We start from the raw sequence: 15,580 nt of genomic DNA, 5'->3' as shown, positions 1-15,580 counted from the left end.
ATGAAAAAGAAAATAGCACTTATAGGATATGGCGTAATCGGCAAAAGAGTAGCCGATGCAATCGCGCGACAAGACGATATGGAATTAGCCGGGGTATGTGATGTGATCAGCGACTGGCGCATTCAAGCTGCGGTAAAGAAAGGATACCCTGTTTATGCAGCTACCGAAGATGCCAGTGGTTACATGCAAAAGGCCGGTATTCCCCTGGCTGGTAATATGGCAGACCTATTAGGGGTTGCTCACCTGGTGGTAGATTGTACGCCAAAGAAGATAGCCGCACAAAATGTAAAAATATATAAGGAGCAGGGAATAAAATTTATCCTGCAAGGTGGAGAAAAACACGAAACTACCGGTCACTCCTTTAGTGCGGAAAATAACTATGCCTCCGCCCTGAACCGGGACAGTACCCGGGTGGTCTCCTGTAACACCACCTCCATTTTGCGTACGCTTACTGCTCTCAAAAAAGTAGGGTTGTTGCAAAGTGCTCGTGGTACACTGCTACGCAGGGCTACAGATCCTTGGGAAAGCCATTTAGGGGGCATCATGAATACACTCGTTCCGGAGAAAGATATTCCCAGCCACCAGGGACCGGACGCTCAGAGCGTGGACTCTGAACTGGATGTAGTAACCATGGCGGTGAAAGTACCTCAAACCCTTAGCCACCTGCATTATTGGAATGTCCGCCTTACCCGGAAAGCTGATAAAAAAGAGGTGATAGAAGCATTTCAGACATCTACGCGAATCAACTTGATCAATTACAGCGATGGTCTGGTTTCCAATAATACGATCAAAGAAAAGTACCTGGATATGGGACGACCCTGGGGCGATATGTATGAAGTAGCCCTTTGGCAAGATATGCTTAAAGTCGAGGGAGATGAACTCTATTACGCTTATGTGGTGGATAACCAGGCCATTGTTATACCGGAAACAATTGATGCTATAAGGGCATTGACGGGAATAGAGAAAAGCGCAGTAAGCTCTATTAAAAAGACGAATGAAAGTTTAGGGATTATATAATGAGCTTGTTTGATACAGAAATAAAATCTCTCAAATCACTTAATACCTATCTTCAAAAACTGGTAGCAGGTAAGCTCTGGTTAAAGGTACTCATTGCACTTTTCTTAGGAGTGGGTTTTGGTCTTCTTTTAAGCCCACAAAATGGATGGGTGAGCAAAGCCACTGCCGATGTTTTAGGTAACTGGCTGGCCCTGCCCGGCATGCTCTTTCTTAAGCTCGTGCAAATGATCATGATCCCGTTAATCGTGGCCTCTATCATTACTGGTATCGCCAGTAATGACAAAGACAACCTGAAAAAACTGGGAGGTGGTGTTTTACTTTATTTTGTGGCTACCACCATTATCTCCGTGAGTATAGGAACCCTTCTTGCCACCGTTTTTAAACCGGGCAGCTACCTGCATGAACAGGCAGCAGCCGAGCATGAAGCAGTACTGTCGGCAGGCGAAGAAAATGCTGAATTATCGTTTGACATCAATGATATGCCGGGCATTATTACCGATCTGCTGCCTGAAAACCCGCTGGCCTCAATGGTAAGCGGGGAAATGTTGAGCATTGTCATCTTTACCATTATTATTGGAGTGGCAGTATTATCATTGCCAGATAATCTGCTGAAACCTGTGAAGTTATTGCTGAGTGCTGTACAGGAAATTTGTATGACAGTAGTTAAGTGGGCCATGATTTTAGTACCCATAGCAGTTTTTGGTCTCATGGCTCAGCTTACATCCAGTGTAGGTCTAAGCTCCCTTGCCGGACTAGGTTATTACGTGATAGTAGTCTTGGCAGGTTTACTAATTTTAGTAGGCATATACCTGATGATGGTGAGTTTGTTAGGCCGCAGGAACCCGCTAAAATTCTTGGGAAAGATCAGAGACGCTCAACTCCTGGCTTTTTCCACCACCAGTTCAGCAGCGGTTATGCCACTCTCATTGCAAACAGCAGAAGAAAAACTGAAAGTTGATCCCGCAATCAGCAACTTTATTATCCCTATAGGCGCTACCGTCAACATGGATGGTACAGCACTTTATCAAACCATAACCACTTTATTTATCGCCCAGGCGTATGGGCTGGAGATGAGCTTGTTGAACATCATTGTGGTAATAGTAACCATTGTTGCAGCTTCAATAGGAACTCCGGCCATTCCTGGTGGAGGTGTAGTTATTCTGGCATCCGTACTTGGTAGTGCAGGTATTCCTGCTGAAGGTATCATCATCATTATTGGGGTGGAGCGCTTGTTGGGTATGTTCCGAACGGCAGTAAACGTAACGGGAGATCTGACTGCTTGTGTGGTTTTCAATCAATGGTATGGTAGCATTACCAAAAACAAGATGACTCATAAAACCTCAATAGCTGATAATGAAGATGGATAAGATGATAGAGGAACATATCAACCATATTAAAGATATTCGTGGCTACTTTCTTACTGATAAAAAACTCATCAATTTCATCAGGTTCCGACCGGGCAATCAGAATATTGATGTGATCAAAGAAAAGGTGATGGCAGTGGCCAACCATGATAGAGCTGATTATTTCATAAGGTGTGGTTTCCAAAATAATATCAAAAAATTGCAAATTGATAGTTCGTTAGGTCAAGGTGAGCTATTAATTGCAGTTAGTATTGCTCAAAACGGGAACAGCAATATAGATTATGAAAACATAGAATTTGCCTCCAGATATTGCGCAGTTCATGCTCCAACTTACTTTCCACTATGGAACAGCCATTCTTTGAAAATTGCTGAAGCTTGTTCTCAAAGTTGTTTTTCTCCCGATGATTATTTAGAGTACAGTGCAGTAGTTCAAGGGATGAAATCAAAGCACAAGCTGGCTCCTTTGAACTACTTTGATATAAGTAAATTTTTCTGGATTTATCAGGAAGATCTTATTAGATACTATACGTGAAACTAATAAATCAAGCCTTATGTAAGGCTTGATTTTAGGTGTTCAACTAGTGATCAGAGACTGACTTGAATAGCGTAATTTCGTACATCGAAAGTGAGATATCATAAATACCTCCGAGTGTAAAATTCTAACTTTAACATTCAATTGTTAAAGTAGATTGAATGCCAGAAAAGACCGTTTTAATAACCAAGGCTTCCGGAGAAAAAGCTCCATTTTCATCAACCAAACTCAGGCAATCCCTTGAAAAGGCAGGGGCAGTTTCTGCCGTTATTGATCGGATTGTGAGTGAGATTGAAGCGCAGCTTGTTGATGGAATGTCTACAAAAAAAATATACAGTCAGGCCTTTTCCATGCTCAGGAAGTACTCAAAACCTGTCGCAGGAAGGTACAAAACCAAGCAGGCTATTTTAGAGCTGGGACCATCAGGATACCCCTTTGAAAAGTTCATTGGTGAAATTCTCAAACACCAGGGATACCGCACTAAAGTAGGTGTGATCATTCAGGGCCATTGTGTGACTCACGAAATAGATGTGGAGGCCGAAAAGGATAATAAGCACTTTATGGTAGAGTGCAAATTCCATAATCGGCAAGGTTATAAGTGCGATGTAAAAATTCCACTCTATATAAAATCCCGGTTTGAAGATGTAAAAAAGCAATGGCAGAAACGTAAAGATCATGCTACTAAGTTTCATCAGGGTTGGGTGGTGACCAATACCCGGTTCACCGAAGATGCCATTCAATATGGTAAATGTTCCGGTTTGATTCTCATAGGCTGGGATTATCCCCAACAAGGAAGTTTAAGTGAACGGATTAATTTGTCCGGTTTACATCCTATCACCTGCCTCACTACGCTTACCAAATCCGAAAAGCAACAGTTGATTGATAAGATGGTAGTACTCTGCAAGGAGCTTTGTGACAAGCCAAAGATGCTTAATGAAATAGGAATAACTGATAAACGGATCAGAGGGATACTTAAAGAAGGAAACGAAATTTGTTCAAGCAAGGCGGTCTATTAAAAATGATTTGTATTTAAAGATGAAAGAAAAAATAACCATAAAATTTTTAGGTGCGGCTGGTACCGTTACAGGATCCAAATATTTGCTTGAAACCGGAAGTAAAAAGCTGATGGTGGATTGCGGTGTTTTTCAGGGATTAAAAGAACTGAGACTGCTCAATTGGGAGCCACCCGAGTATGTCCCGGCATCTATTGACGCGGTGGTACTTACCCATGGGCACCTTGATCACACAGGCTACCTGGCCCGCTTGGTGAAATTAGGCTTCAAAGGCAAAATATATGGAAGTGCGCCCACCCTCAAGATCGCTGAAATTATACTAAAAGACAGTGCTAAAATTCAGGAAGAGGAGGCTGCCAGAGCCAATAAAGAAGGATATAGCAAACACCATCCGGCAGAGGCTTTTTATGACCTTAAAGACGTTGAAAAAACAATCCCACTTTTTAACCCTGTTTCAGAAGGAAAGTGGCATGTGATAGAAGAAGACTTTAAAGTAAGGTGGCAATACAATGGCCATATCATCGGATCAACTTTTATTGAAGTAGAGACCAACGATAGCCGCCTGGTGTTTTCAGGTGATATTGGCAGAAAAAAAGATTTGCTTTTGTATACGCCAAAAAAGCCTGAAAAAGCGGATGTCCTGCTTATTGAATCCACCTATGGAGGAAGGATTCATCCTGAAGAAGAAAGTATTGTCCCGGAACTGGAACGTATAGTCAACGAAACGGTAGAGCGTGGAGGAAGCTTGTTCATTCCCAGTTTTGCCGTAGAGCGCACTCAGCTCATGATGCTAATGCTTTGGAGGCTTTTGAAGGAGAAAAGGATTCCAAAAATACCAATGATCATGGACAGTCCGATGGGTGCCAATGTACTTCATCTCTTCCATGCCTCGCGGGACTGGCACAAGCTTAAGCCGGAAGAATGTGATGAAATGTGTTCTCATTTTCAGGTAGTGAGCAACTATCGGGAAACCCTGGCACTGCGTGAAGACAATAAATCCAAGATCGTCATTGCAGGTAGCGGTATGATGACGGGCGGACGAATACTCAACTACATGGAAACAAGATCAGGCAATAGTAACGACACCCTACTTTTTGTAGGCTATCAGGCAGAAGGAACAAGAGGAAGAAAGCTACTTGAAGGTGCAAAAGAAATTAAAGTGTATGGCAAATGGCTGCCATTCAACATGCAGATGGAACACATTGAAGGACTGAGTGCACATGGTGATCAAAACGATTTGATTGATTGGCTCTCTGAAATTAAAAAACAACCCGAAAAGGTGTTTATTATTCATGGGGAAGCAGAGCAGGCAGAAGCTTTGTCAAAAGCCCTGGAAGATAATAAAGGATGGCAAACAGATATCCCACAACTTAATCAAAAGGTAGAATTGTGATGGAAGCAAAGGATACCCGGCATAACGTATTAAAACTAGTAAGATTAGGCATAGATGCTCGAAACGAATATATGGTATTTATGCGTAAGGACTGCCCGGTTTGTATATCGGAAGGGTTTGAGGCTTTAAATCGTATAAAAGTTACAAAAGGAGAAAAAACTATCGTAGCATCTCTTATCGTTTGGGATGATGAGTCACAATTAAGTCACGATCAATTGGGCCTTTCTGATGCCGCCATTGAAGCCCTGGATACTAAAGAAGGTGACTTGCTTAGGCTGAGCCATTTGGATGCCCTGGATTCCATGAGTGATGTCCGTAAGAAAATTTATGGACACCGACTGAACCAGGCCGAGTTTGACAGGATCATTGGCGATATCGTCAATCGTAACTTATCTAATATTCAATTGTCGGCTTTTCTGGCTTCCAGCACAGGGAACTCATTAAATCAGGACGAAGTGATTGCCCTGACCCGTTCTATGATCAATGTGGGTTTCAAATTGGACTGGGGCAAGGATAAAGTTTATGATAAACACTGCATAGGTGGCTTGCCCGGTAACAGAACTACTCCATTGGTAGTGTCTATTGTTGCCGCAGCCGGGTTGACCATCCCTAAAACTTCTTCCCGTGCCATTACTTCTCCTGCCGGTACTGCTGACACCATGGAGGTAGTCACCAACGTAAATCTCACCACCGGGCAAATGAAAAATGTCGTGGAACAGGAAGGCGGTTGCCTTGCCTGGGGCGGATCAGTACAGCTAAGTCCGGCTGATGATATACTCATCCGTGTAGAAAAAGCTTTGGATATTGATAGCGAAGGGCAGATGATCGCTTCCGTGCTTTCTAAAAAGGCGGCAGCAGGTTCTACCGATGTGGTGATTGATATTCCTGTTGGAGCTACGGCTAAGGTGCGGTCGCAGGAGGCTGCTGAGCATCTGTCAGAAAAGATGGTTGCGGTAGGCAAAGCCATCGGGCTGAATATTGATATCGTGCTCACCGATGGGTCACAACCTGTGGGGAGGGGTATAGGGCCTGCCTTGGAAGCTAAGGATGTTTTATCCGTCTTGAGAAATGAAAACAATGCACCTGATGACCTGCGAGAAAGAGCAGTAATACTGGCAGGCAGATTACTGGAAATGGGAGGAAAAGCAGCCGAAGGGTCAGGCACTCTTGAAGCTTTGAGAGTTTTGAAAAGTGGAGCTGCCTACAAAAAATTCACTGCTATCTGCGAGGCACAAGGTTTTTTCAGGGAACCTGAGGTAGCGCCCCATAAGCATAGGATTAGATCCGCAGCAAGTGGAGTAGTTTCAGAAATTGATAACCGTAGACTGGCCAAAGTGGCTAAGCTGGCCGGTGCTCCCGGTGCTATGACAGCAGGCATTTTGCTGCTTACACCATTGTGTACTCATGTGGAAGAGAACGATACCCTGTTTGAAATCCATGCTGAGTCACAAGGAGAGCTTGAATACGCCCTTTCTTACCTGGATACACAAAAACAAATTATTAAAATCAAAGCGACTTAAAAATATGGAAATGATAGTTTTTGCCTTATCGGGCAACGAAGATCTTACTAAAAAAATAGCCAGGCACCTCAAGGCTGAAAAGGGAGAGGCAACCATCCGGCAGTTTCCCGATGGAGAAAGTTATGTGCAGATTCACTCTGAGGTAAAAGACAAATGTGTGGTAATGGTATGTACGCTGCATGAGCCGGATACCAAATTGCTGCCCCTGTACTTTTTAAGTAAGACAGCCAAAGAACTTGGTGCTGCCTGTACGTGCCTGGTAGCGCCTTATCTGGCATACATGCGTCAGGATAAACAGTTTAATCCAGGAGAAGGCATCACGTCTACGTATTTTGCTGAATTGATATCAGGTTTTGCAGAAACATTGACCACCGTTGACCCACACCTTCACCGTAGAAGTTCGTTAAGTGAGATTTACACCGTACCTAATAAACTGATCCATGCGGCATCACACATTTCAAAATGGGTGAGCGATAATATTGAAAAGCCGGTATTCATCGGCCCGGATAGTGAAAGTGAGCAATGGGTTTCCCAGGTAGCAGAAGAAGCCGGGGCACCTTTTACCGTGTTAGAGAAAGTAAGGCATGGTGACAGGGATGTGGAAGTGTCCGTCCCCGATGTAGCAAAATACAAAGACCACACCCCGGTATTGGTGGATGATATAATTTCCACCGCCAGAACGATGATAGAGACAGTCGGCCATTTAAAAAAAGCCGGAATGCACCCACCGGTTTGTGTTGGGGTACATGCCGTATTTGCGGGCTCAGCCTATGCGGATCTAAAAAATGCAGGGGTACAACAGGTCGTAACGTGCAATACCATCCCGCATGAAAGTAATCAGATTGACCTTTCAGATATTCTGGCAAAAGAGATTAACCAACTGATGAAGCATCATGCGTAGTGCGCTACTCACCTTAATAGCGTGTCTGCAACTTGCCCCTGCAATTTTGTATGGTCAGGAGAAAGAAATGTTCATTCAGCAAATAGCGCAAAAAAGAATAGTACGTGAAAACTATGATCAAAATGGAGACCTGCAGGGCAAGCAGATATTTTTAACGGGTGAGTTAGAGCAGCAGGGTAAAACTTATCGGATAAAGGTAATAACCGAGCTCTATGACGAAAGCGGCCGGCTTACGGAAAAGTACACGACCACATATAAGTGCAATCCCAATGAGTTTGATGTGCTATTGAATGTATTTCCTTTTACTGATCCGGATGACGAGAAGATAAAAGTGGATGTCACTTCAGAAGACTTTCAGCAACTGTATGAACTGGGTAAAGGAGAAGAATTAAAAGATATTCATTTGAAGATGAGTGTTGAATCCGGGGTGTTAAGTTTTTTCGGATCCAAAAGCCTGGTCACCATAAAAAACAGGAAAAAGGAGGTAGTGAACCAATCAGTAAAAATAAGTAGTGAGGCTGTTATTGAAGCATACATGATGGGAATCCGTATTAAAACGATAAACTATGTCGTGGAAGAATACCTGACTAACGATTTCGTATTGCAACGTCAGCAGTTTACAGAGGATGATGGGGCCTGGTTTACCATGAAATATGAACAGAACGCAAAAGAAATTGAATAAAAGCAGATGGTTGAGTTAGAACACATATCAACACTGCCACCGGAAGATGCCGATAAGGCGGAAACAAAGAAAGCCTTGAAAAAACTCCGAAAGGAGCTTTTTCAGTTGCAGAATAAGTTCTATGCCGATGGAAGATACAGCATGCTCATTGTCTTGCAGGGGCTTGATACCTCCGGAAAGGATGGTACGATCCGTCACGCTTTTAGCGGCATGAACCCGCAGGGCGTGCAGGTAACATCGTTTAAGAAACCCACAATTGATGAGCTCAAACATGACTTTTTATGGCGCGTTTATCCACATTTTCCCCAGAAAGGTATGATCAGGGTATTTAACAGGTCATACTATGAAGACATTTTGGTACCAACAACAAACAAAAGCTTGTCAGAGGATGTACTGGAGCATCGCGTCAATTTGATTAACGAATTGGAGCATCACTTGATGGCAAATAATACATTGATTTTAAAGTTTTATCTACACCTATCGGCTAACGAGCAGGTAAAGCGTATTGAGGAGCGTAAGACAAAACCGCACAAACGATGGAAATATGCCAAAGAAGATGAACTTATCCCAAAAAAATGGGATGACTACAGGAAAACGTATCATACCATATTGAATGCCTGCGACCATCTGCCCTGGCACATCATCCCAGCAGATAAGCGCTGGTTTCGTAATTATACAGCAGCTAAAATTTTAGCCGAACAGCTTGAAAAACTAAATCTGAAATACCCGAACAAATAAAAAATAGTCATTATGGAAAATCATAAAGAGCATAATCACACACACCATAAGCACGAAGAAAGTAAAAAGCATGAAGATCATTCCGGACATGAAGGACATGGGCATAGTAGTCATTCGGGTCACAACCCCGGGCATGGTGAAATGGGACATGATCATCATAAAATGATGATAGAGGACTTCAAAAAGCGATTCTGGATATCGCTGGTACTCACTGTCCCTATACTTGTTTTTTCGCCAATGATCCAGGGATTTTTCGGTTATGAGTGGCTGCTGCCGGGCAATGCTTACATTCTGTTCGGGCTTTCTACCATCGTTTATTTTTACGGAGGCTGGCCTTTTCTGAAAGGATTGAAGGATGAGCTGAAGGAAGGTGCCCCGGGCATGATGACTTTAATATCCATGGCCATTAGTGTTGCCTATTTTTATAGTTCCGCAACAGTGTTCGGCCTTGAAGGAGAAGACTTTTTTTGGGAACTGGCCACCCTGATTGATATCATGCTACTCGGCCACTGGCTGGAAATGAAATCCGTACTGGGAGCTTCAAAAGCCCTGCAGTTATTGGTAAGCATGATGCCCTCAGAAGCGCATCGGGTCAAAGGTGACACGGTAGAAGATGTGAAGCTGGAAGACTTGCAAAAAGATGATATTATTTTGATTAAACCCGGTGAAAAAGTTCCGGCTGATGGCATTATCGTAGAGGGGGAAAGTTACCTGAATGAGTCTATGCTGACCGGGGAATCCAAACCGGTAAAAAAAGGCCTTGAGAATAAAGTAATCGGAGGGTCACTCAATGGCAATGGCTCACTAAAAGTAAAAGTAGAGCATACAGGTAAAGACAGCTACCTCAATAAGGTAATTACGCTGGTACAAGATGCGCAAAAGTCTAAGTCAAAAATGCAGAATTTGTCAGACCGTGCCGCCAAGTGGCTTACCTATATTGCATTGGCCATTGGTTTTGGTACGCTGGCTACCTGGTTGTTTTTAGGCTTTCCTTTCGTATATGCCCTGGAAAGAATGGTTACCGTCATGGTCATTGCTTGTCCGCATGCGCTTGGCTTAGCCATACCATTAGTGGTAGCCATATCCACTGCGGTTTCGGCACAGAATGGTCTGCTGATTAGAAACAGGACTGCTTTTGAGGAATCAAGAAAGATCTCGGCCCTCGTTTTTGATAAAACCGGAACCCTGACCAAAGGCGATTTTGGCGTTACCCGTGTAGAAGCGGTAGATCAGCAATTTGAGGCAGACGAACTACTTCGGCTTTCCAGTGCTTTGGAGCAAAGTTCGGAACATCCTATTGCCGTTGGTATTATCAAAAAAGTAAAAGAGAAAGACATAGCCGTACCCAAACCGGAAAACTTCAATGCCATTACCGGTAAAGGGGTAGAAGCAAAAGTGGAAGGAAAAGATGTAAAAGTAGTGAGCCCGGGTTATCTGAAAGATGAGAATATTTCCCTACCTGATGGTGCCTACAGCAGTGCTGCGGAGACAGTTGTATTTGTGCTGGTGGATAATAAACTGGCCGGGTACATCGCCCTGGCCGATGAGATCAGGCCGGAAAGTGCCCAGGCAATTAAAGTGTTCAAAAACAATAACATTAAAGTGATGATGGCTACCGGTGACAATGAAACAGTCGCCAAAGCAGTAAGTGAAGAACTAGGCCTGGACGGATACTACTCAGAGGTATTGCCACACCAGAAGGTTGAAATCGTAAAAGACCTACAAGCTAAGAATGAATTTGTCGCTATGACCGGTGATGGGGTGAACGATGCGCCTGCACTGGCACAGGCCAACGTAGGTATTGCCGTGGGCTCAGGCACCGATGTAGCGGCCGAAACAGCCGACATTATTTTGGTCAATAGCAACCCGCAAGACATTGCCAATCTGATCCTGTTTGGAAAAGCTACTTACAATAAGATGATCCAAAACCTGATATGGGCTACGGGATACAACGCGGTTGCCATTCCGTTAGCAGCAGGTGTTCTTTACACTTCCGGTTTTGTATTGGGGCCTGCGGTAGGTGCGGTATTTATGAGTTTGAGTACCATTATAGTGGCAATCAATGCCCAACTTTTAAAGAAAAAAATTGGTAACAAGTAATGGGTAATAGAGAAATTCTTGGCAGGATAATAATTGTCCTGTTGAGTATTTTTGTGGTTATGAGCGGGTATGGCGTACTGCTGCCCGTTTTACCCTACTATACGGAAAGACTTGCTTTAAAGTCCGGTGTAGTGGCGGATGAGGATATCAACTATCACATTGGTATCCTTACCAGCATATACCCATTTTTTCAACTATTATTTGCGGTAGTTTGGGGTAAGTTATCCGACCGTTTCGGTCGTAAACTACTCATCATTATGGGACTGACAGGTTTTGTTGTTATGCAGGCATTAACCGGCCTGGCTACTTCTTTAACCATGCTGTACATGGCCCGTATCCTTGGAGGGATCTTCTCATCTTCGGTTATCCCCGTTGGTAATGCTTACCTCAGTGACATTACCAACAGCATGCAGCGAAGGAAAGTCTTGGCATGGTCCGGGGTGGCTGTAAGTACGGGAGTGATAGCCGGGCCGATGATCGGTGGTTATCTCGCTCAAACCAACCTGCATTTTAATACCAGCTTCGGGCATTTACTGCTAGATAAATTCAGCGTTCCTTTCCTTGCGGTGGCATTATTAGGGGTATTGATTTTGTTTCTAACCATCGGATGGTTGAAAAATCCCGAAAGACGTAACCTTGATATTCTACAAGAAGTACAGCAATCAAGATTGAGCATCAGATTAGATTTTATATTACTGTTACTGATGTCGTTGGTTATTCAATTAGCAGTTACCTTTTTTGAAACGGTCTTTTCCGTATACGCTAAGGATGTCCTTACTTTTACTACTTCACAGATAGGCCTGGGCTTTATGCTTTGTGGTTTGATCATGGCGGCACTACAGCCCCTCTTTGCCAGTCTTGATGAGAAAAAATTGTCTATAAACACACAACTATTTATCGGCTTTGCAATAGCCTCATTGGCCATGTTCGCTTTTTCTTTCTGGATACACAACTTGTTTGTCTACGCTATGATCATCGTTTTTGCGGTAGGAGGAGCCATGGTTACGCCAAATCTTATCGCTATGATTTCTTTCATTGATAAAAATCATACCGGAGCTAATCTTTCGCTACAAACATCTGTTAATAGCATCGGTCAGGTACTGGGGCCTATTTTGGGTATTTGGTTGTACACCTTTGGCAAATCCTGGCCATACCCGATCATCGGAACAGTATTACTACTTGTAACCGTTCTGGTCGTCCCGAGGTTAAAATCTACAAGTACAAAACGTCAATAATTGTCAACTGTAAATAGAATGGATATGAAAAAGATAAATGAATATTTAGGAGATCAGGCTGAATACCTGTTAGAGTACAGCTGCAAAACCTTTGACAAAACAAGGCTTACCATACCCGGACCGGATTATCTGGATCAGGTTTTTCTGAATACAAACAGAAATCCGCAGGTGCTTAATTCACTATCAAGATTGTATAATAGTGGTAACCTGGCAGGCACGGGCTACTTGTCAATTCTTCCGGTAGATCAGGGTATTGAACATTCCGCTGGGAGTGCTTTTGGCCCCAATCCGGACTACTTTGACCCGGAGAATATTGTACAGCTTGGTTTGGAAGCAGGTTGTAACGGTGTAGCCTCTACCTTTGGTGTATTAGGGCTTAACGCCCGAAAGTATGCGCATAAAATTCCTTATATCGTAAAAATCAACCATAATGAGCTTCTAACCTATCCCAACAAGCATGACCAGATTTTATTTGGAACGGTAAAGGATGCCTGGAATATGGGGGCTTGCGCCATTGGGGCTACCGTATACTTTGGGTCGGCAGAGTCAAACCGGCAGATCCGTGAAATTTCAGAAGCCTTTGCTTATGCCCATGAATTAGGGATGGCCACTATCTTGTGGTGTTATACCCGAAATGAAGCCTTCAAAACCAAGGACAAGGATTACCATACAGCCGCTGACCTCACAGGCCAGGCCAACCATCTGGGAGTGACCATTCAGGCAGATATTATCAAACAAAAGGTGCCTGAAACAAATGGCGGTTTTAAGGCTTTGGATTTTGGTAAGACTTCTAAAGAAATGTATGAGAAATATACTTCGGATCATCCAATTGATCTGTGCCGCTACCAGGTAGCCAACTGTTACATGGGCAAGATAGGCCTGATCAACTCGGGAGGGGCATCATCCGGTGATTCGGACTATGCTGAAGCTGTAAAAACGGCTGTTATTAATAAACGAGCCGGAGGAATGGGCCTTATCTCAGGAAGAAAAGCATTTCAAAGACCTAGAAACGAAGGTGTTGAACTGCTTAATCTGATCCAGCAGGTTTACCTGGATGAAAAAATCACTATTGCTTAAATATTTATAACTAACCCAATAATCTATGATGAAAAAAACATTTACCACCGCTATTTTGGCTTTATCAGTACTAATGATTTCTTGCAATGATTCAGTCAAACCCAAAAATACAGCCAACGAAGTGCTGGACTTGTTTGTCAGTTCAGTAAACGATAAAAATCTGGATTCGTTGAACGCGGTTTTTTCTTCCAAAGCTAAGATATACGAACAGGGATCGGTTGATGATTCCTGGGAGCACTACAGAGACGGTCATTTGGGAAAAGAAATTGAGGAGATGCAGGAGATGACATTCTCTGTTGAAGTTGCTGAATCTCTGGTCAACAAAGAGATGGCATTATTGCAAGGCAATTATTTGATTAAGGGCGAGATGCAAGGCCAGCAAATTAATTCTGCCGGATTGGTAACCCTTTCCATGCAGGTAGAGGAAGATATGCGGAAGATCGTTCACCTGCAATTTTCAAGAGGATGCAAATAAAGTACAACAGCTATTTAGGCATTCTTCTGGGCCTACTCTTTGTCGGCTGTAATCCATCAGCTAGCACAACAACTGACCCTAAGGCACAGGCAGTAGTAGACTCTGCCATTGCCAGAAGCAATCTTCATTTATTAGCTAATGCGGAAGCAGCCTTTGATTTTAGGGACAGATCCTATAGTTATAAAATGAATGAAAATCAGTTTGAATGCACCCGTCTCCATATCGACAGCACCGGAACAGAAACCCTTGACGTGCTTACCAATAATGGCCTTACACGCTACATCAACGGTAAAGTGCAGGAACTTGTGGCAGCAAGGCAAAATGCCTACGCTAATTCGGTAAATTCCGTCATCTACTTCGCATTTTTACCCTACAGGCTAAATGACGCTTCGGTAATCAAAAATTATCTCGGCAAAGTCAATGTTCTTGACAAAGAATATCATAAAATTCAAGTAACATTTAGACAAGAGGGGGGCGGAGAAGATTTCGAGGATGTATTTATCTATTGGTTCGATAGTGAGGACTACATTCTGGACTATTTTGCTTATGAATACCAAACCAATGGTGGTGGTATTCGCTTCCGGGAAGCAACCAATCCCAGGGATATCAATGGTATCCAAATCCAGGATTACTTCAATTACAAACCCAAAAAAGGTGTTGAATTCAAGCTTTCAGAAATAGATGAGTACTATCAGCAAGATAAGCTTGAGAAGCTCTCAGATATTGATTTGAAAAATGTAATCGTTAAACTAAATAACAATTAAAACCTATGAAAAAACTAATCTACACTCTTACAATAGCCGCGTTCATTTTTTCCGGATGCACAAGTCAAACTTCTGATTCCCAAAAAGAGGGCCATGATGATGCCCATGAACACCCAGCCTCAAAAGCTTCTGATGAACATGAGGGGCATGATATGGCTAAAGAAGGAGCAAGTGAAAGTGAAGGGAAGCCTAAAAGCCCTCATACCAGTGCCATGGCCATGATAAATGACGCTCATGTGCATATCGATTACTCCTCTCCACGTGTTAGAGGCCGGGTTATTTTTGGTGGACTGGTGGCCTACGATGAAATATGGGTTTCAGGGGCACATAAGGCCACCTGGCTGGACACAAACAAAGAGCTGCTCATCAATGGGCAGGAACTCCCAAAAGGGAAATATGCCTTTTTTACCATTCCCGGAAAGGCAGAATGGACGATCATACTTAACAAAAACTGGGACCAGCACGGTGCGGACGAGTACTCAGCTGATAAGGATGTGATGAGATTTTCCGTATCACCGGAAGAGCTGCCCGAAGTAAAAGAAGAGCTGACTTATACCGTAGCAAAAGATGATGATGGAGGACAAATCTCACTGGAATGGGAAAAGGTGCGCATTAGCTTCGACTTTAAGGTAAACGAATAAACACCCTGAAATGAACTTCAAAATCACATACACGCTTATCCTGATATCGCTCATTATGGAGGTACAGGGTCATGGGATATTTTCTGTAGGTTTATTTTTGTGAGATATTTAAGCATCAGGGTCAGCCT

The 15,580-nt window shown here is 43.2% G+C and carries 15 protein-coding genes; all 15 read left to right on the top strand.

All coding sequences use genetic code 11. From position 1 onward, the window contains the following. The 15 genes from AAC073_RS13170 to AAC073_RS13100 all read left to right on the top strand — a co-directional run bounded on the left by AAC073_RS13170 (position 1) and on the right by AAC073_RS13100 (position 15,452). The gene (locus AAC073_RS13170) at positions 1-1,017 is read left to right on the top strand and encodes a type II glyceraldehyde-3-phosphate dehydrogenase (RefSeq protein WP_339924273.1); all 1,017 of its coding nucleotides are present in this window, start codon (positions 1-3) and stop codon (positions 1,015-1,017) included. Beyond that, positions 1,017-2,384: a dicarboxylate/amino acid:cation symporter gene (locus AAC073_RS13165; protein WP_339924272.1), complete on the top strand. Its 1,368-nt coding sequence runs from the start codon at positions 1,017-1,019 to the stop codon at positions 2,382-2,384. Before AAC073_RS13170 ends, AAC073_RS13165 begins: the two co-directional genes overlap by 1 nt. Beyond that, on the top strand, positions 2,371-2,913 hold the full coding sequence (locus tag AAC073_RS13160; RefSeq protein ID WP_073094043.1) for a hypothetical protein: 543 nt from the start codon (positions 2,371-2,373) through the stop codon (positions 2,911-2,913). Before AAC073_RS13165 ends, AAC073_RS13160 begins: the two co-directional genes overlap by 14 nt. Before the next feature lie 161 nt (positions 2,914-3,074). Next, positions 3,075-3,929, top strand: a complete 855-nt coding sequence (locus tag AAC073_RS13155; protein WP_339924271.1) for a restriction endonuclease — start codon at positions 3,075-3,077, stop codon at positions 3,927-3,929. Between the two features lie 19 nt (positions 3,930-3,948). Beyond that, a complete protein-coding gene (locus AAC073_RS13150) occupies positions 3,949-5,319 on the top strand; it encodes an MBL fold metallo-hydrolase (protein ID WP_339924270.1) in 1,371 nt (456 codons plus the stop codon). 80 nt (positions 5,320-5,399) lie between these two features. Further along, positions 5,400-6,839: a thymidine phosphorylase family protein gene (locus AAC073_RS13145; protein WP_339924269.1), complete on the top strand. Its 1,440-nt coding sequence runs from the start codon at positions 5,400-5,402 to the stop codon at positions 6,837-6,839. After that, on the top strand, positions 6,757-7,740 hold the full coding sequence (locus AAC073_RS13140; RefSeq protein ID WP_339924268.1) for a ribose-phosphate pyrophosphokinase: 984 nt from the start codon (positions 6,757-6,759) through the stop codon (positions 7,738-7,740). The genes AAC073_RS13145 and AAC073_RS13140 overlap by 83 nt, the downstream gene beginning before the upstream one ends. After that, a complete protein-coding gene (locus AAC073_RS13135; protein ID WP_073094038.1) occupies positions 7,733-8,422 on the top strand; it encodes a hypothetical protein in 690 nt (229 codons plus the stop codon). The genes AAC073_RS13140 and AAC073_RS13135 overlap by 8 nt, the downstream gene beginning before the upstream one ends. A gap of 6 nt (positions 8,423-8,428) precedes the next feature. Next, positions 8,429-9,160, top strand: a complete 732-nt coding sequence (locus AAC073_RS13130) for a PPK2 family polyphosphate kinase (RefSeq protein WP_339711960.1) — start codon at positions 8,429-8,431, stop codon at positions 9,158-9,160. A gap of 12 nt (positions 9,161-9,172) precedes the next feature. Next, complete coding sequence (locus AAC073_RS13125; protein WP_073094036.1) at positions 9,173-11,260, top strand: copper-translocating P-type ATPase; 2,088 nt, start codon at positions 9,173-9,175, stop codon at positions 11,258-11,260. Beyond that, positions 11,260-12,495, top strand: a complete 1,236-nt coding sequence (locus AAC073_RS13120; RefSeq protein WP_339924267.1) for an MFS transporter — start codon at positions 11,260-11,262, stop codon at positions 12,493-12,495. The genes AAC073_RS13125 and AAC073_RS13120 overlap by 1 nt, the downstream gene beginning before the upstream one ends. 24 nt (positions 12,496-12,519) lie before the next feature. Then, positions 12,520-13,572 (top strand): class I fructose-bisphosphate aldolase, encoded by a 1,053-nt coding sequence (locus tag AAC073_RS13115; protein ID WP_339924266.1) that lies wholly within the window; start codon positions 12,520-12,522, stop codon positions 13,570-13,572. A gap of 25 nt (positions 13,573-13,597) precedes the next feature. Beyond that, positions 13,598-14,047: a hypothetical protein gene (locus AAC073_RS13110; RefSeq protein WP_339924265.1), complete on the top strand. Its 450-nt coding sequence runs from the start codon at positions 13,598-13,600 to the stop codon at positions 14,045-14,047. Beyond that, positions 14,038-14,811, top strand: coding sequence for a DUF6503 family protein (locus AAC073_RS13105; RefSeq protein WP_339924264.1), 774 nt, complete (start codon positions 14,038-14,040; stop codon positions 14,809-14,811). The genes AAC073_RS13110 and AAC073_RS13105 overlap by 10 nt, the downstream gene beginning before the upstream one ends. 5 nt (positions 14,812-14,816) lie before the next feature. Then, on the top strand, positions 14,817-15,452 hold the full coding sequence (locus AAC073_RS13100; protein ID WP_339924263.1) for a DUF2911 domain-containing protein: 636 nt from the start codon (positions 14,817-14,819) through the stop codon (positions 15,450-15,452). Positions 15,453-15,580 lie beyond the last annotated feature (128 nt).

The sequence above is a fragment of the uncultured Cyclobacterium sp. genome, assembly GCF_963977555.1.
Lineage (GTDB): Bacteria > Bacteroidota > Bacteroidia > Cytophagales > Cyclobacteriaceae > Cyclobacterium.
This window is presented reverse-complemented; position numbering and strand designations above follow the sequence as displayed.